At 68.7% G+C, this 16,936-nt stretch carries 12 protein-coding genes, 1 tRNA gene, 1 pseudogene and 1 riboswitch; of the genes and pseudogenes, 7 read left to right on the top strand and 7 right to left on the bottom strand.

Translation table 11 applies throughout. The features are described from left to right. Positions 1–4 precede the first annotated feature (4 nt). Together DT343_RS00405 and DT343_RS17380 are read right to left on the bottom strand one after the other, a co-directional pair. On the bottom strand, positions 5–1,756 hold the full coding sequence (locus DT343_RS00405; protein ID WP_220116399.1) for an amino acid kinase family protein: 1,752 nt from the start codon (positions 1,754–1,756) through the stop codon (positions 5–7). 101 nt (positions 1,757–1,857) lie between these two features. Then, positions 1,858–1,998, bottom strand: coding sequence for a hypothetical protein (locus DT343_RS17380; RefSeq protein ID WP_181669088.1), 141 nt, complete (start codon positions 1,996–1,998; stop codon positions 1,858–1,860). Positions 1,999–2,185: 187 nt separating this feature from the next. After that, a riboswitch (SAM riboswitch) is annotated at positions 2,186–2,302 on the top strand. Between the two features lie 75 nt (positions 2,303–2,377). Between DT343_RS17380 and metX the strand changes: the two genes are divergently transcribed. The 5 genes and pseudogenes from metX to galE all read left to right on the top strand — a co-directional run. Further along, a complete protein-coding gene (gene metX / locus DT343_RS00400) occupies positions 2,378–3,430 on the top strand; it encodes a homoserine O-succinyltransferase MetX (RefSeq protein WP_112861313.1) in 1,053 nt (350 codons plus the stop codon). Beyond that, a complete protein-coding gene (gene metB, locus DT343_RS00395; RefSeq protein ID WP_112861312.1) occupies positions 3,427–4,608 on the top strand; it encodes a cystathionine gamma-synthase in 1,182 nt (393 codons plus the stop codon). The genes metX and metB overlap by 4 nt, the downstream gene beginning before the upstream one ends. A gap of 52 nt (positions 4,609–4,660) precedes the next feature. Then, positions 4,661–4,735: transfer RNA gene (locus DT343_RS00390), tRNA-Glu, on the top strand. A 216-nt stretch (positions 4,736–4,951) separates the two neighbouring features. After that, complete coding sequence (locus tag DT343_RS00385; protein ID WP_112861311.1) at positions 4,952–5,218, top strand: hypothetical protein; 267 nt, start codon at positions 4,952–4,954, stop codon at positions 5,216–5,218. A 78-nt stretch (positions 5,219–5,296) separates the two neighbouring features. Beyond that, positions 5,297–6,286, top strand: a pseudogene (gene galE / locus DT343_RS00380) (UDP-glucose 4-epimerase GalE); the annotation flags it as partial. 10 nt (positions 6,287–6,296) lie between these two features. Here the strand turns inward: galE and DT343_RS17700 are convergent. The 4 genes from DT343_RS17700 to DT343_RS00365 all read right to left on the bottom strand — a co-directional run bounded on the left by DT343_RS17700 (position 6,297) and on the right by DT343_RS00365 (position 11,751). Then, complete coding sequence (locus DT343_RS17700) at positions 6,297–7,241, bottom strand: hypothetical protein (protein ID WP_258522457.1); 945 nt, start codon at positions 7,239–7,241, stop codon at positions 6,297–6,299. Positions 7,242–7,245: 4 nt separating this feature from the next. Then, positions 7,246–8,406 carry a glutamine-hydrolyzing carbamoyl-phosphate synthase small subunit gene (carA, locus tag DT343_RS00375; protein WP_112861309.1) on the bottom strand — a complete coding sequence of 387 codons (1,161 nt, stop codon included), beginning with the start codon at positions 8,404–8,406 and terminating at the stop codon, positions 7,246–7,248. A 97-nt stretch (positions 8,407–8,503) separates the two neighbouring features. Continuing rightward, positions 8,504–10,741: a glycoside hydrolase family 3 N-terminal domain-containing protein gene (locus DT343_RS00370; protein ID WP_112862513.1), complete on the bottom strand. Its 2,238-nt coding sequence runs from the start codon at positions 10,739–10,741 to the stop codon at positions 8,504–8,506. Positions 10,742–10,971: 230 nt separating this feature from the next. After that, on the bottom strand, positions 10,972–11,751 hold the full coding sequence (locus DT343_RS00365; RefSeq protein WP_181669087.1) for a ZIP family metal transporter: 780 nt from the start codon (positions 11,749–11,751) through the stop codon (positions 10,972–10,974). Positions 11,752–11,818: 67 nt separating this feature from the next. Between DT343_RS00365 and proB the strand changes: the two genes are divergently transcribed. Then, on the top strand, positions 11,819–12,976 hold the full coding sequence (proB, locus tag DT343_RS00360) for a glutamate 5-kinase (RefSeq protein ID WP_112861308.1): 1,158 nt from the start codon (positions 11,819–11,821) through the stop codon (positions 12,974–12,976). After that, positions 12,973–14,235 carry a glutamate-5-semialdehyde dehydrogenase gene (locus DT343_RS00355; protein WP_112861307.1) on the top strand — a complete coding sequence of 421 codons (1,263 nt, stop codon included), beginning with the start codon at positions 12,973–12,975 and terminating at the stop codon, positions 14,233–14,235. Before proB ends, DT343_RS00355 begins: the two co-directional genes overlap by 4 nt. A gap of 177 nt (positions 14,236–14,412) precedes the next feature. Here DT343_RS00355 and DT343_RS00350 read toward each other — a convergent pair whose 3' ends face one another. Then, positions 14,413–16,824, bottom strand: coding sequence for a membrane-bound PQQ-dependent dehydrogenase, glucose/quinate/shikimate family (locus tag DT343_RS00350; protein WP_112861306.1), 2,412 nt, complete (start codon positions 16,822–16,824; stop codon positions 14,413–14,415). Between the last annotated feature and the right edge of the window lie 112 nt (positions 16,825–16,936).

Here is a 16,936-nt window from a genome sequence, read left to right as displayed (position 1 = left end):
GGTCTTAGTTTAGGCCCGCATCGGCGCGCCGTGCACGCACGATCTCGGCCAGGTCCGCCATGATGCTCTCGGTCGTGGCCCAACGCCCGGCGCCCCGGCCCCGACAGCGCCACACGCGGCCGTCGGCGCCGTAGACCTTCAACGCATTGCCCTCGCCGCGCAGGGTCGAGAACAGCGGATCGCCATGGTCGGCGTTCAGCGACACCGACGGGCGGATCACCCCCTCCTTCAGATGGGCGGCGCCGATCTGGCGCACGCCGCCGGCGGCTGAAGTCGCCTCGGTCAGGTGGTCGCGCGGCACGTCGCCGTCGGGAGACCGGCCGAACGCCTCGTGGCACAGCAGCCGCACCTTTGCCGCCGCATCCAGACCCTCCAGATCCGAGGACGGGTCCTCCTCCGCAAAGCCCGCCGCCCGGGCGTCCGCCAGGGCTTCGTTGAAGGCCGCCCCGTCGCTCAGCCGCTCCAGCATGAAGTTGACCGTACCGTTCAGCACCGCCTCGAAGCCGACCACCTCGCCGGCCGCGCGGGCCGCGCGGACCGTCTCGATCATCGGCGATCCGCCCCCGACCGAGGCTGACCAGAAGATGCGCCGTCCATTGGCTTTCGCCAGTTCTTGCAGCCCACCCGGATCGCGGCTGACCGCCTGTTTGTTGGCGCTGGCGACGTCACAGCCGGCCTCGAGCGCAGCGCGGATCACCGCGTGGCCCGCCTCGCCTTCCGACAGGGCCTCCAGCACGATGTCGGGCTTTTTGGCCCACAGGTCCGCCGGGTTGGAGGTGAACAGCGACGCCGGACAGTCCACGTCGCGCGCCTTTTTCGGATTGCGGACCAGCACGCCCACGACCTCGTAGCGAGGATCATCGAGCAGCCTGGCCAGAACGCCGCCGCCGACCACGCCGCATCCGGCGACCGCGACCTTCAGCGGCGGCAGGGCGGGCGCGGGACCGGGCGGCGCCGACTTGTCGCCGATGACCGTGCCGTCGGCGCGATCCAGCGCCGCCACCTCGATCTCGACCCCGCGGCTTTCGCCCAGGTCGATGGCGTCATGCTGGACCAGAGCGCCGCCCAGCTTGCGCGCCACATCCCACGACGCGCGGCGATAGCGCAGGGCCGGGGCCGTCTTGTCATTGGGGTCGTGGTCGTAAAGGCCGTCCACGTCCTTGACCAACCGCACCTTCTTCAGCCCTAGCTCGGCCGCGAGGAACACCGCGGTCAGGTCCGATCCGCCCCGTCCCAGCAAGGCCACCTTGCCGTCCGGCCGCACCGCGCCGAACCCGGGCACCACCACCACCTCGTGCCTATCGAGCGCCTGTTTCAGATGGTCGGGTCGCAGGCCGCAAGGGCGCGAATGCTCCGGCTCGCCCTCCGCCACGATGCCCAGCTCCCGCACCGACAGGGCGCAGGCGTCCAGCCCGATCCGGTCGCAGGCGATGGCCACCAGGGCCGCCGACTTTTCCTCGCCCAGGGCCACATAGCCCGGCAGCAGGTCGTTGGAATGGGCCAGGCCCAGCGCCCGCGCCTCGCCCAGCAACCGGTCCGTCGCCCCGCCGAAGGCCGAGACCACCGCCACCACCTTTCGGCCAGCCCGCACATGGCCATAGACGGCCGAGGCGACCAGCGGCGCCTCCGCCGGGCTGCGCAGGATGGACGAGCCGAACTTCAGCACCACCACCTCGGGCCCAACGAGGTCCGGTGAAGGCTGACTACTGGGGTCGAGGCTTTCGGATTTTTCTACGACGGCGAGTTGGGCGGACATCGGGGTTCTCGGGAAAGGTCGGAATGGGGTGGGGTGAAAAGAAAAACCCCGCCTGGCGGACCGGGCGGGGTTCGGGTTCTGCGGTTGCCGGGTTCGGCGCGCTAAACTCGTCCCGCCCGTTCGGGCATGGTGGTGGTGCCGGTGGTACCGCCGATAATCGTGCCGCCGAGAGCCATGCCGAAACGCGTCGCGGCGAGGCCGGCGACGGTCGAAACTTCGGCGATGAGTGAGCGCTGTTGCACAGGGCAGGTCCGGTTGAAATCTGAGCCTAGGGTGATCGGACGACCCTGACTCTGTCAAGTCGCATTGGATGATTTTTTCACGACAAGGCGATTATTGTGCGTTTTCACCCCCATCGAGTCGGGACATGTCGCCAATGAGGTTGAATTTTTCGCTTGACCGGCGCCGCCTCGATCATCAACGTAAAGTCACTCATCAAGACCAGCCGAGGGATTAGGCCCTTTGACGCTGGGGCAACCATCGGGTCTCACAGCTCGAAACGGTGCCAACTCCTGCGGGGTCCTTCGGGGTCGCGAGAGATGAGTGGAGCATCGACGAGACGACGCTCCACGCTCTGTCACCGCATCGAGACTTGCTGGGCGAGAACGATGCGGAACGACGATGACACTGGCCGAAACCACCCTGCTCGAAGACCCCGACTGTCGCCTCGCGACAGCCATCACCCCTGTCCGCGAACCGACGCGTGAGCGCGGCGGCGCCCGCGACGTCATCGTTCCCATTCCCGCCGACTTCCGCCTCGCCTCGGGCGAAAAGCTGAACCAGCCCAACATCGTCGGCCGCCTGCATGGCCGGATCGGCGCGCCTGTCGTCGTGGTCGCCGGCGGCATCTCGGCCGGACGCTTCGTCCACCGGACGGAGACCAACGGCCTGGGCTGGTGGTCCGGCGCCGTATCGGTGCGCGGGCCCATCGACCTGAGCCGGCTTCAGGTCCTGGCCGTCGATTTCGCCCCCGGCGCCGAGTTCCTGGACAAGCCCGTCACCATCACCACCCAGGATCAGGCCCGCCTGCTGGCCCTGGTGCTGAACCATCTGAAGATCGAGCGTGTCGCCGCCTTCGTCGGCTGCTCGTACGGCGGCATGGTCGGCCTGGCCTTCGCCGAACTGTTCCCCGACTGGGCCGAGCAGCTGATCATCGTGTCGGCCGCCCACCGCGCCCATCCCCAGGCGACCGCCTGGCGCGGCATCCAGCGCCGCATCCTGCAGTTCGCCGTCGCCGCCGGCCGCCCCGAGGAAGGCGTCGCCCTGGCCCGCGAACTGGCCATGACCACGTATCGCACGGCCGAGGAATTCGACGACCGCTTCGACACCACTGCGCCCTCAGCCGTCGGCGGCGCCTATCCCGTCTGCGACTATCTGACGGCGCGGGGCCAGGCCTACCGGACCCACACCACCCCGGCACGCTGGCTGTCGATGTCCGATTCTCTGGACCGCCACAGCGTGACGCCGGAAGCCATCACCACCCCCGTCACCCTGATCGGCTTCACCTCCGACCGGCTGGTGCCGATCGACGACATCCGCGAACTGGCCGCGCGGTTGCCGACCCTGTGGCGCTTCGTCGAGGCGCCCTCCCTCTATGGCCACGACGCCTTTCTGAAGGAGGACGCCTTCGTCGGCGACATCCTCCGCGCCGCCTTGAAGGATATCAAAGCATGACTTCCCGCCCCGCCAATCCGCACACCATCGCCGCCCGCACGGGCGTGGATACGGACACGGCCCATGGAGCGGTCATGCCGCCGCTGTATCTGTCGTCCAACTATTCCTTCGCCGGCTTCGACCAGAAGCGGAAGTACGACTACAGCCGTTCGGGCAATCCAACCCGCGACGTGCTGGCCGAAACCCTGACGGAGCTGGAGGGCGGCGCCGGCTGCGTTATCACCGCCACCGGCATGGCGGCGGTCGATCTACCCCTGACCCTGCTGGAGCCGGGCGACCTGTTGATCGCGCCGCACGACTGCTACGGCGGCACCTGTCGCCTGCTGAACGCCCGCGCCCGAAAGGGGCATTTCGAACTGCTGCTGGTCGATCAGGGCGATCCCGTCGCCTTCGAGGCCGCCCTGGCGCTGAAGCCCAAGCTGGTTCTGGTCGAGACCCCGTCCAACCCGCTGCTGCGTCTGGTCGACGTCGCCGACATCTGCACGCGCGCCCATGCGGCGGGCGCCAAGGTCGTGTGCGACAACACCTTCCTGTCGCCGGCCTTGCAAAACCCGATCAAGCTGGGCGCCGACTTCGTGGTGCACTCGACGACCAAGTTCATCAACGGCCATTCCGACGTGGTCGGCGGCGCCGTCATCTCGGCCGACGCCGAGGATCACCAGACCCTGGCCTGGTGGGCCAACTGCACCGGCGTGACCGGCTCGCCCTTCGACGCCTATCTGACCCTGCGCGGCGTGCGCACCCTGTTCGCGCGCATCGAGCGACAACAGGCCACGGCCGGCAAGATCGCCGAAAAGCTGGCCGCCCACCCGGCGGTCAAGGCCGTCCACTACCCGGGCCTGAAGTCCCATCCCAACCACGCCCTGGTCGCGGCCCAGCAGGCCGGCCCCGGCGCCATGCTCAGCTTTGAGCTGCAAGGTGGCACGGACGCCGTGCGCGATCTGGTCGAGACGCTGGAGATCTTCACCCTGGCGGAATCGCTGGGCGGCGTCGAAAGTCTGATCGCCCACCCCGCCACCATGACCCACGCCGCCATGACGCCGGAACAGCGCGCGACGGCCGGCATCGGCGACGGCCTGGTACGCCTGTCGGTGGGGCTGGAACATGTCGAGGATCTGATCGCCGACCTGTTCCCGGCGCTGGACGCCCTCGTGCCTGCAACCGCTGCGGCCGCGTAACTTTTTGCTTGCAGGAGGGGCCGAACCGGGGCAAATGCGCCGCCTCGGCCGCGGTCCCTTCGTCTATCGGTTAGGACGTCAGGTTTTCAACCTGAAAAGAGGGGTTCGACTCCCCTAGGGACTGCCACCGGCGGCGCCTTTGCAGCGCCCCCACCGGACATCGTCGAGCGAACGCTCCGATCCCGGATTAAGATTTCGGTAACTATTTTGTCCGGAAACGGGCGGTAAGCCTTTCGATTCACGGACTTTTTTCGGACGCACTCAGGAACTATCCACAGGGACTGTGGTTAACCCATCGTTAGCTCGGCGCAGAAGCGCCTCTCCCTCCTGCACCGAGATCCTCATGTTTATCGCCATCGCCCGCCCGGCGGTGGAGCCCAAAGGCCCCGACGCCGTCGCCGTCCCCGGCTCTCCCGCCATCGCCGAACTGTCCCCCCGCGCCCTGCATGCGCGTCTTCTCGAAAACGCCGCCCTGCGCCGCCTGCGCGGACTGGAGCGCCGCAGAGAGCAGCGTCTCGAAGACGCCGACTACTGGCTGCACGCCGCACCGATCGCCGTCCGGAAAGCCAGCGCCCTTCGCGAAGAACGCAGTTTCGCGCCGATCCCCTGACAGTCGCCACACACCCCTGAATACCTAACTCGGTGATTTGGGGTTGATTTACCGACCCTCGGTATCCGACAAGAGCGGATGGGCGAAGTCGGATCGGCGCTGACATCTGCGAAGGCGATCCTGGTCACGGGCGGCGCGGGCTATATCGGCGCCCATGTGTGCGAAGCCCTGGCGGCCGCCGGCTATCGGCCCGTCACCTATGATAATCTGTCGACGGGCCGACGCCGTTTCGTGCGCTGGGGACCGCTGGTCGAGGGCGATGTCTGGGACGCGGACCGGGTGCGCCACACCCTGATCGCCCACGACATCAGCGCCGTCATGCATTTCGCCGGCTCGTCCGTGGTCCCAGAATCGGTGCGTGCGCCGCTGGACTACTACCGCAACAATGTCGGCGGTCTGTTCGGCCTGTTGGGCGGCATGCGGGCGGCGGGCGTAAACCGGCTGGTCTTTTCCAGCACGTGCGCCGTCTATGGTGATCCCGGCGGCGATCCGATCACCGAGGCGACGCCGCTGGCGCCCGTCACCCCCTATGGCCGTTCCAAACTGGGCTGCGAACAGATCCTGTCGGACGCCAGCGCCGCGCACGGGCTGAACGTCGTGGCCCTTCGCTATTTCAACGCCGGCGGCGCCTCCGCGTCAGGCCTGATCGGCGAAGATCGGCCGGTCGAGACCCATCTGATCCCGCGCGCCATGATGGCCTTGCGTGGCTGGATCGACGATTTCGCCCTTCATGGGACCGACTATCCGACGCCCGACGGCACGGCCGTGCGTGACTATGTCCACGTTTGCGACCTGGCTCAGGGCCACCTCGCCGCCCTGAGCCAGTTGCTCGGCGATCGCCGCGGCTTCTTCGCCTGTAATCTGGGCGCCGGTCGCGGCCATTCGGTGCGGCAGGTGCTTGAGGCCATCACGGCGCACAGCGGCCTTCGTCTACCCGACGTGGCCGGAGCGCGCCGCGCGGGCGACCCGCCGCACCTGGTGTCGGACATCACCTTGGCGCGCCGGACCTTGGGCTTTGCGCCGCGCCAGTCGGACCTGGCCTCCATAGTCGCCAGCGCCTGGGCCTGGCACAGCCGGCTCAGCGCAGTTCGGGCATCCGGCGGCGCAGCGAGGCTTTCAGCTTTTCGAACTTCTGCCCCGCCGACTTGGGCCTTACCCGCCGACGCAGCTCCAGCCCGCCACCCCACAGCGCATGGACCGGCGCTTCAAGATGTGGATGACGATCATGCTGATGGACGATGGGGCTGACGCTGGCGTCTGGATTGACGACCCTGCCGCCTTCGAATCTCAGCGTCTCACCGGGCGTCAGGCCCAGCGTCGCCACGCGCCCGTAGTTAGGCCACACGGTCATCGCCGTTAGGCCCTGATGGATCGCCATGTTGAAGGCCGCCTGATCGGCGCCGAACGCCCCGCCGATCTCGGATCGCGGCGTCGCCGCCAGCGATAGGATCAGTCGCGACAGGCGCGAGACCTCGGCGCGCGGCCCGACGATGGTGCCGACGCACAGACAGGCCTTGCCGGCCAGCTGCCGCGCCTGCGCCTCGCCGAACAGGGCGCGCAGATACTTCATGTTGAAGGCGTGATCGGCCAGCGGCGTCTCGGCCTCGACATAGGCCTCAAGCCCCTCGGGCGCCGGATCGAAGGGCGGCGCCTGGAAGATCACGTCGCGCACGTCGCAGGCCAGGGCCGCGCCGGGCCGCTCGCCCAGCAGACCGGCGAAGGCCACGAACCGCTGCATCACCGGATGCGGCGCCCATCCGCGCCAGACCGGCGGATCGACGGGGGTCACCCGGTGCTGGGCCAGAAAGGCGCGCAAAGCCGGTTCGGCGTCGACCACGAGGGCCACAGGCCCCTCGAACACGGCCCGCAGCGACAGGACGAAGGGCGCGATGTCGGCCGCGTCGTATCCGGTGGCGTAGCCGACGACGACATCGCCGTCCGGCAGGGGCGTAAACCGGCGACCGACCTCGAACGCCTCGGCCAGCCAGTCCAGATAGTCCGACCGAACCGCCCCCTGTTTCATGGCGTCAGCGGTCGCCCATCAGATCGGCGAACCGGTCGAACAGATACAGGCTGTCGGTCGGCCCGGGCGAGGCCTCGGGGTGGTGCTGAACGCTGAAGATCGGCTTGTCCTTGACCGCGATGCCGCAGTTGGTGCCGTCGAACAGGCTGACGTGGGTCTCGGTCACGGCGTCCGGCAGGCTGTCGCGATCGACGGTGAAGCCGTGGTTCATCGACACGATCTCGACCTTGCCGGTGGTCAGATCCTTGACCGGATGGTTGGCGCCGTGGTGGCCCTGATCCATCTTCACCGTCTTGGCGCCAAGCGCCAGGGCCAGCATCTGGTGGCCCAGGCAGATGCCCATCAGCGGCTTGCCGCTGGCGACCAGCTTCTGGATTTCAGGCACGGCGTATTCGCCCGTCGCGGCCGGATCGCCCGGTCCGTTCGACAGAACCACGCCGTCGGGATTGCGGGCCAGAACCTCTTCCGCCGTCGTCGTCGCCGGGACCACGGTGATGCGCGCGCCGGTCGAGGCCAGTGCGCGCAGGATGTTGCGCTTCACGCCGTAATCGATGACCACCACGTCCTTGCGGCCCTCGGTCTTGGGGTGACCCTCAGGCCAGTCCCACAGGCCCTCGTTCCATTCGAACGCCTGCAGCGTCGATGCCGGCTTGGCCAGGTCCAGACCGACCAGGCCGGTCCAGCCCCTGGCCTGGGCGACCAGGGCCTCCAGGTCGAAGTTTCCGTCCGGGTCGTGGGCGATGACGGCGTGGGGCGCGCCCTTGTCGCGGATGATCTTGGTCAGGGCGCGGGTATCCACCCCAGCCAGGCCCACGACGCCGCGCCGCTTCATCCAGTCGTCGAAACTGGCGTCCGAGCGATAGTTGGCCGGATCGGTCGGAACGTCGCGGAAGATGGCGCCGCGCGCCGAGGTGTCGGACCCGCCGCCCATCTGTTCGATGTCCTCGACATTGGTCCCCACATTGCCGACATGCGGGAAGGTGAAGGCCAGGATTTGGCTCATGTAGGACGGGTCGGTCAGGATTTCCTGATAGCCGGTCATGGCGGTGTTGAAGACCACCTCGCCCAAGGCCGAGCCGACGGCGCCCACGCCGATGCCCTGCAGGATCGTGCCGTCCGCGAGCGCGAGAACGCCGGTGGCGCCCGGAAGAATCTTCGTCGTCATGGGCGCGCTCCTAAAATCGAATCCGGCCGATACGAAGGCCGAAGGCAAACGGCGGCGTCGTTAAGCCCTGCCGCCTGCCCCGTCAACGTGGCGCGCGTCACCGCCCGTCGGTGATGGACGCCGGACCGATCAGCTGGAACGTCGCCTTGGCCCCGCCCTGGGCGTGCGGCGCCAGCCAGACGTCGAACAGACCGGGCTCGATGCGCCAGGTCTCGTCCGCACCGATGAAGCCCAGTTGGCGGGCGTTCAGGGTGAAGGTCACCTTCGTGCTCTGGCCCGGCTTCAGCGACACGCGCTTGAAGTCTTTCAGCAATCGGCCCGGCTGGGTCAGGCTGGCGACCCGGTCGTGGATATAGAGCTGCACCAACTCCTCGGCCGGATGCGATCCGCTGTTGGTCACGGTCACGGCCAGGTCCAGCGTGCCGGCCCAGGCCAGCTTGTCGCTCTCCATCTCGACCGGCCCATAGCTGATCGCGCCATAGGTCAGGCCGTAGCCGAAGGGATACAGCGCCGTATTGGTCGTCTCGCGATAGCGGGCCTTGTATTCCTCGCTCGCCAGATCGGGATTGGCCGGGCGGCCGGTGGTCTTGCGGTCGTAGGAATAGGGCTGCTGGCCCGACTTGTGCGGGAAGCTGACCGGCAGGCGCGCCGACGGGCCGTGATCGCCGAACAGGACGTCGGCGACGGCATGACCCATCTGTTCGCCCAGGAACCAGGTCACGACGATGGCCTGGGCGTTCTTCACATTGCCTTCCAGCGCAAGCGCCCGGCCGTTCCTCAGCAGGATGACCATGGGCTTGCCCAGCGCCGCCATGGCGTCGACCAGGGCGACCTGCGGCGCGGGCACAACGATCTCGGTGCGCGACTGGGCCTCGCCCGACATATTGGTCGCCTCGCCGATGGCCAGGACGATGACCTCGGCGTCGCGAGCGGCGGCGACGGCCTGCTCGATCCCGCCGTCCAGCGGCGTCTCGACGCCCGAGCCGCGTGCGAGGGTCAGGTTCTGCGGATCGCTCATGGCCGCGCGGAAGCCCGTCTCCAGCGAGACGCGCCGCTCGGGCGCGCCCCAGATGGTCCACGGCCCCCAGACATTATCCACGTCGTCGGCGAACGGGCCGACCAGGGCGATCTTCTGGCTCTTCTTCAGCGGCAGCAGGCCGTTGTCGTTCTTCAGCAGCACGACCGACTTGCGGCCCGCCTCGCGCGAGAGTTCGACGTGTTCGCGCGACCCGACCACCGCCTTTTCACGCACCGGATCGGTGCCGCGATAGGGATCGTCGAACAGGCCCAGCGCCGCCTTGGTGTTCAGGACGCGGCGCACCGCCTCGTCCATGCGCGCCATCAACACCTCGCCCGAGGCGACCAGGCTGGGCAGATGTTCCAGATACAGACCCGACACCATCGACACATCGACCCCGGCGTTGAAGGCCAGGCGGGCGGCGTCGCGGCCGTCCTCGGCGAAGCCGTGGGCCACAAGCTCCTGCTCGGAGGTGTAGTCGGAGACGACGAAGCCCTCGAAGCCCCATTCGCCGCGCAGGATGTCGGTCAGCAGCTTGCGGCTGCCCGACGCCGGCACGCCATTGACGTCGTTGAAGGCGCTCATGATCGACAGGGCGCCGGCGTCCACCGACGCCTTGAACGGCGGCAGGAAGACCCCGCGCAGCGTCTGCTCGCTCATGTCGGTGGTGTTGTATTCGACCCCGCCCACGGCGGCGGAATAGGCGGCCATGTGTTTGGCGGTGGCCAGGACCGCGTCACGGTCGTCCAGACCCTTTTCGCCCTGGAAGCCGCGCACGCGGGCGGCGGCCAACAGGTTGTTCAGTAGAACATCCTCGCCCGCGCCCTCGACGTTGCGGCCCCAACGCTGGTCGCGCGCCACGTCCACCATGGGGGCGTAGGTCTGGTGAACGGCCGACGCCGCCGTCTCGACCGCCGCGGCCCGCGCCGTGCGCCGCGCCAGTTCGGTATCAAAGGCCGCCGCCTCGGCCAGAGGCACCGGGAAGATGGTCGACAGGCCGTGGATCACGTCCGCTGCGAACAGCAGCGGGATTTTCAGCCGGCTCTCCTCCATCGCCACGCGCTGGATGCGACGGCCCGCCTCTGCGCCGATGCCGTTGAACAGGCTGCCGACCTTGCCTTCGCGGATCAGGGCCGTGACGCGCGCGGGATCGCCCGTGCCGTCCAGTGGGTTCACCGCCGTGGGCATCCAGCGGAACGGATCGGCCAGCAGGTTCAGCTGGCCCGCCTTCTCCTCAACCGTCATGGCCGCGATCAGATCCTCGATCCTCTGGCGGTGACGGGCGACGGTGCGGGACGCTTGGGCGGAAACAGGCATGGGGAACACTCCGGCGCCCATCAGGGCCAAAAGCCCCAGGCCAGACAAGAAATTTCTACGGGAAGCCGCAGGCTTGAGAGGTCGCGTCATTTAGGCTGGCGCTCCTTTCGGGGGACAATCGAGCAGCGAAGCGAGAGGCCTAGCCTCTCGGCCCCGACGGCTTCAACCCCCGCCTGCCATGTAAATCGATGTAACGCCCCGCTGCGCGGTCACGCCGCGTTTCGCCGCCATCATCCCAGGGCGATGTCCAGGAACATCATTCCGACCAGGCCGATCATCAGGCCGATCATCGACCCCTCGCCCTTGGACTTCTCGCGGGTCTCGGGAATGATCTCGGCGGTGACGACATAGATCATGGCCCCGGCCGCCAGCCCCAGCCCCCACGGCAGGGCGCCGGGCAGCAGATCAACCACGCTGGCCCCGATCAGCCCGCCGACCGGCTCGACCAGGCCCGACGCCAGGGCCGCCGCGAACGCCGGCCAGCGGCCGTATCCCAGGGTCGCCATCGCTGCCGACACCGCCAGCCCCTCCGGCATGTTCTGGATGCCGATGCCGAGCGCCGTGGACAGTCCCTGATGCATGTCGCCGCCGCCGAAGCTGACGCCCACGGCCGCGCCCTCGGGGAAGTTGTGCAGGGTGATGGCGATGATGAACAGCCAGATGCGCCGCGACAGGTCGCGCGATCCCGCCGGTCCGATGGCCAGCATGTCCACCGGCGCAAAGCGGTTCATCAGGCCGATCACCGTCGCCCCGATCAGCACCGCCGCCCCCATGACGCCGGCCGCCGCCGCCTGGCTGGACCCGCCCGCCTGCAACACGTCCACGCCCGGAATGATCAGCGAAAAGAAGGACGCCGCCAGCATGACCCCGGCGGCGAAACCCAACAGGGCGCTCTGGGTCTGCACCCCCGCCTTGCGGAAGAACAGCAGAGGCACCGCGCCCACCGCCGTCATCATGCCCGCCGCCAGACTACCCAGACCGCCCGCCGCGATCGGAGAAAGAGATTCCATCATCCGTCTGCATTGCGGCGAGACACAGCAAGAGACAAGCCCGAACCGTGGCGTTAGAGAAAGCTTCATGTCCCAGCGCGCCGCCCTCCACGTCGGCCCGAACGCTGCGTCGGCGCTGGGCGCCGCCCGGCGGGTCGTGGTCAAGATCGGATCCTCCCTGCTGATCGACGCGGCCACGCGCCAGCCGACGCGCGACTGGCTGGCCGCCGTCGCCTCGGACCTGGCGGCGCTGAAGGCCGAGGGCCGCGAGGTCATCGTCGTCTCGTCCGGCTCGATCGCCCTGGGCCGGGGCCGGTTGCCCGCGCTGGGCGCACGGCTGGAGGACAAGCAGGCAGCGGCCTCGGTCGGACAGTCGCTGCTGATGGCGGCCTGGTCAGGGGCGCTGGACCCTCACGGCCTGATCGCGGGCCAGGTTCTGCTGACGCGCGACGACACCGAACGCCGTCGGCGTTGGCTGAACGCCCGCGCGACCGTCGAGGCCCTGTTGACCCACGGCGTCATCCCCATCGTCAACGAGAACGACACGGTGGCGACCGAGGAAATCCGTTACGGCGATAACGACCGGCTGGCGGCGCGCACGGCCCAGCTGGCGCGGGCGGATCTCCTAGTCCTGCTGTCGGACGTGGACGGCCTGTACACCGCCGATCCGCGCCGTGATCCGAACGCCGCCCATCTGCCCCTGATCGAGACGCTGAGCCCCGACATCCTGGCCATGGGCGGGGGCGCCAACGCGGATGCGGGCGTCGGAACCGGCGGCATGGCGACCAAGCTTGCGGCGGCCCAGATCGCGCGCTCGGCGGGTTGCGCCACCATCATCGCCTCGGGCCAGACCCTGTCGCCCCTCGCCGCCATCCGCGACGGCGCGCGCGCCACGTTGATCGCCGCCCCCGACGGGCCGATGGCCGCCTACAAACAGTGGATCGCCGGCAGCCTGTCGCCAATGGGGGTCCTGACGCTGGACGCCGGGGCGGTCACGGCGCTGAAGGCGGGCAAAAGCCTGCTGCCGGCCGGGGTGACGGGCGTGTCCGGCGGCTTCGAGAAGGGCGACTGCGTGCGTCTGATCGACCCGGACGGTCGGGCCGTCGGCGTGGGCCTGGCCGCCTACGCCGCCGACGAGGCCGCACGTCTTCGCGGCCGACACTCGGACGAGATCGAGACCCTGCTGGGCTATCGCGGGGCCTCGGTCCTGATCCACCGCGACGACATGGTGCTGGACGACCGATGACCGACCTCTCGACCCGAATGCTCGACTTGGGCCAACGCGCCCGCACCGCAGCCGTGCTCTTGCGCGAAGCCCCCGCCGCCGCCCGCACCCGCGCGCTGGAAATCCTGTCCGCAAAACTGACGGCCGCCGAACCCGCGCTCCTCGCCGCCAACGCCCGCGATGTGGAGGCCGCCCGCGCCAACGGCATGACCGAGGCCCTGATCGACCGGCTGTCGTTGAGCCCCGCCCGCATCGCCGGCATGGCCGAGGCGGTGGCGACCATCGCCGCCGTGCCCGATCCGCTGGGCGTCGAGACCGAACGCTGGACCCCCGCCAACGGCCTGGACATCGCCCGCGTCCGCACCCCGATCGGCGTGCTGGGCGTGATTTACGAGAGCCGCCCCAACGTCACCGCCGACGCCGCCGCCCTTTGCATCCGCTCGGGCAATGCGGCCATTCTGCGCTGCGGCTCGGACTGCCTTCAGTCCTCCCTGGCCATCGCCGCCCTGATCGCGGAAGCGCTCGCCGAGGCCGGCCTGCCCGCCGATGCGGTGCAACTGGTCGACACCCCCGACCGTGAGGCCGTCGGCCTGATGCTGACTGGGCTGAACGGCGCCATCGACGTCATCGTCCCGCGCGGCGGCAAGAGCCTGGTCGCCCGCGTCCAGGCCGAGGCCCGCACGGCCGTGCTCAGCCACCTGGAAGGCCTGAACCACACCTATCTGCACGAGGCCGCGGATCTTGAGACCGCACGCGCCATCGTCCTGAACGCCAAGATGCGCCGCGTCTCGGTCTGCGGCGCGACCGAGACCCTGCTGGTGGACCGGGCGGCGGCCCAACGCCTGCTGCCCCCCGTCGCCGCCGACCTGATCGCCGCCGGCTGCGAACTGCGCGGCGACGCCGACGCCCGCGCCCTGGTCCCCGCCATGACGCCCGCGACCGAGGCCGACTGGACCAGCGAATATCTGGCCCCGATCCTCGCCGTCCGCGTCGTGGACGATCTGGACGCCGCGACCGACCACATCGCCCGCTACGGCTCGGGCCATACCGAGGCCATCGTCACCACCGACGCCCACGCCGCCGAACGGTTCGCCGCCAAGGTCGACAGCGCCATCGTCCTGATCAACGCCTCGACCCAGTTCGCCGACGGCGGCGAGTTCGGCTTCGGCGGCGAGATCGGCATCTCCACCAATCGCTTGCACGCGCGCGGCCCGGTCGGGGCGGAGCAGCTGACCACCTACAAATATGTGGTGCGCGGCCAGGGCCAGATCAGGCCGTAGGTCGCGCACGCTCTCCCTCCCCGTTCGAGGAGGGTGGCTGAGCCAAAGGCGAGGCCGGATGGGGGCGGCTGGCGACATCCCGCTGAACGATAAAAGGCGGCTCGTTTCCGAGCCGCCCCCACCCGGTCGCTGACGCGACCACCCTCCCCCGCGGGGGAGGGAGATTGGTGCTTCGTCTCAGCCGCGCTGCGGCAGCGCATAGGCGATGACGTAATCGCCCTCCGGCGTTTCCATGAAGTGATGGCCGGCGGCGACGATCACCAGATACTGGCGGCCGTTCTGCTCGTAGATCATCGGGTTCGCCTGACCACCAGCGGGCAGGACGTCGGACCAGACGGTCTTGCCCGTCTCGATATCGATGGCGCGGATCAGGTCGTCGGTCGCTGCGGCGATGAAGATCAGGCCGCCCGCCGTGACCACCGACCCGCCGTTGTTCGGCGTACCGATCTCCAGCGGCAGCATCGAGGGGATGCCGAACGGGCCGTTCTTGCGCGCCGTGCCGAACGGACGGTCCCACAGGGTCTTGCCGCTTTGCACGTCGATGGCGCGGATCCCGCCGTAGGGAGGCTCCTTGCACAGCAGGCCGGTGAAGGGCATCCGCCAGCCGGCATTGACGTCGATGGCGTAGGGCACGCCCATCTGCGGGTCGCCCGCGCCCTCGGCCTTGGCGCCTTCGCCAGTCTTCTCTTCCTGATAGCGAGGGTCGTCGCGGGGGAACCAGCCCAACTTGTTCGCCTCGGCGCGCGGCACCAGACGGTTGTAGTTGGGCATGTCGTTATAGTTGGCGATGATCACGCCGCGACGCGGATCCAGAGCCACGCTGCCCCAGTCCGAGCCGCCGTTGTAGCCCGGATACTCGATGAAGCGACGGTCGGCGGTCGGGGGCGTAAACTGGCCCTGATACGACGCCTTCTTGAACTGGATGCGGCAGATCATCTGATCGATCGGCGACATGCCCCACATGTCGACTTCGCGCAGGTCAGGCTTGGCCAGGGTGTTGAACAGCGAATAGGGCTGGGTCGCCGCGCGCTGCGCCGGTTCGACGCCGCCGCGCGGGGCCGGACGATCCTGAACCCCGTGCAGAGGCTGGCCCGTGCGGCGGTCCAGCACGAAGATTTCGCCGCGCTTGGACGGCAGGATCACCGCAGGCGTCACGCCCCCTGCGGTCGGCATGTCGACCAGCGTCACCTGCGAACCCAGGTCATAGTCCCAGACGTCGCGGCGAACGGTCTGATAACTCCAGCGCGGCTTGCCGGTCGTGACGTCCAGCGCGACCAGGGCGCTGGAATACTGGTTCTCTTGAGGCCGGCGCAGCGACGAATAGTAGTCGGCGGCCGAGTTGCCCATCGGCAGATAGACCAGGCCCAGGGCTTCGTCGCCCGTCGCCGTCGTCCACATGTTCGGCGTGCCTGGCGTATAGATCTGACCGGCCGGCGGAGCGGTGGTGATATCGGGACGCATCATGTCCCAGGCGAAGCGCAGCTGACCGGTGACGACGTCATAGCCCTGGATGACGCCCGAGGCGTTCCAGCGCTTCTGGCCGTCCAGCACCTGATGGCCCGTGACGATGACGCCGCGCACGACGACGGGCGGCGAGGTGATCGACACCATGCCGGGATAGGGATTGCCCATCCCCTCCTTGATGCTGACGGCGCCGTTGGTTCCGAAGGCGGGGCAAGGCACGCCGGTGCGCGCATCGACCGCGATGATCCGGCCGTCCAGCGTGCCTTCGATGATGCGCGTCGCGCAGGGCTGGGCCTGATCGACATTCGGCGCGGCGTAATAGGTCACGCCCCTGCAGGCGGCGGTGTAGGGGATCTGGTCGTCCGCCACCTTGGGATCATAGGCCCACTTCTGCCGGCCGGTATTGGCGTCCAGGGCGAACATCTTGTTGCGACCCGAGCAGAGATAGACGGTGTCGGCGATCTTCAGCGGCGTGGTCTCGGCGCCGAACCGTTCGCCGGGCAGGTCGCCGGTGCGGAAGGTCCAGGCCCGCTCCAGCTGTCCAACGTTGCTCTTGTTGATCTGATTCAGCGGCGAATAGCGCTGGGCGGCGTCCGATCCGCCATAGGCGGGCCAGTCCATGCCGGCCTTGATCAGGGCGGGGTCGCCAAACGGTCCCCGCGCGCCGGGCACCGGGCTGTCGACGCCGGGCGCGTTGATCTGACCGACCACAAGGCCGAACACGACCGTCAGCACCGCCAGTCCAAGCGCGCCGAAGCCCGCCGTCTTGCCGCCGCCGCGCGACCGCAGCACAGGCAGCGTCGCCAGCACCAGGAACATCAGCACCAGCGGCCCGACCAGGCGCGGGATCATGGCCCAGCCGTTCAGGCCCTTCTCCCACAGCGCCCAGATCACCGTGGCAACGAAGACCGCGCCATAGAGCCAAGCTCCACGAACATCGCGCCAGACAAGCAGAAGGCCCGACAAGATCAGCGCCAGGCCTGCAATCAGATAATACCAGGAGCCGCCCAGCATCGCGAGCTGAACGCCGCCGACCGTCAGCACCAGACCGATCACGGCCAGCAGCACCCCGAGCAGCAAGGTCAGCCATCCCCCAAGGCCGGTCGGGGTTGTCCATCGGGGCATGGGCGCACTCTCTGTGGTCGGCTGAAATCCGTCTTTCGAACGCCTCGAGGCCGCGCCGGTTCCTATTGTCGCACCCCTGGAACAAAATCCTGTTGCGGCGCAAACGGCCACC

It is taken from the genome of Brevundimonas vesicularis, from assembly GCF_900445985.1.
Taxonomy (GTDB): domain Bacteria; phylum Pseudomonadota; class Alphaproteobacteria; order Caulobacterales; family Caulobacteraceae; genus Brevundimonas; species Brevundimonas vesicularis_D.
The sequence above is the reverse complement of the archived record's forward strand: the minus strand, read 5'-3'. Positions and strand labels throughout refer to the sequence as shown.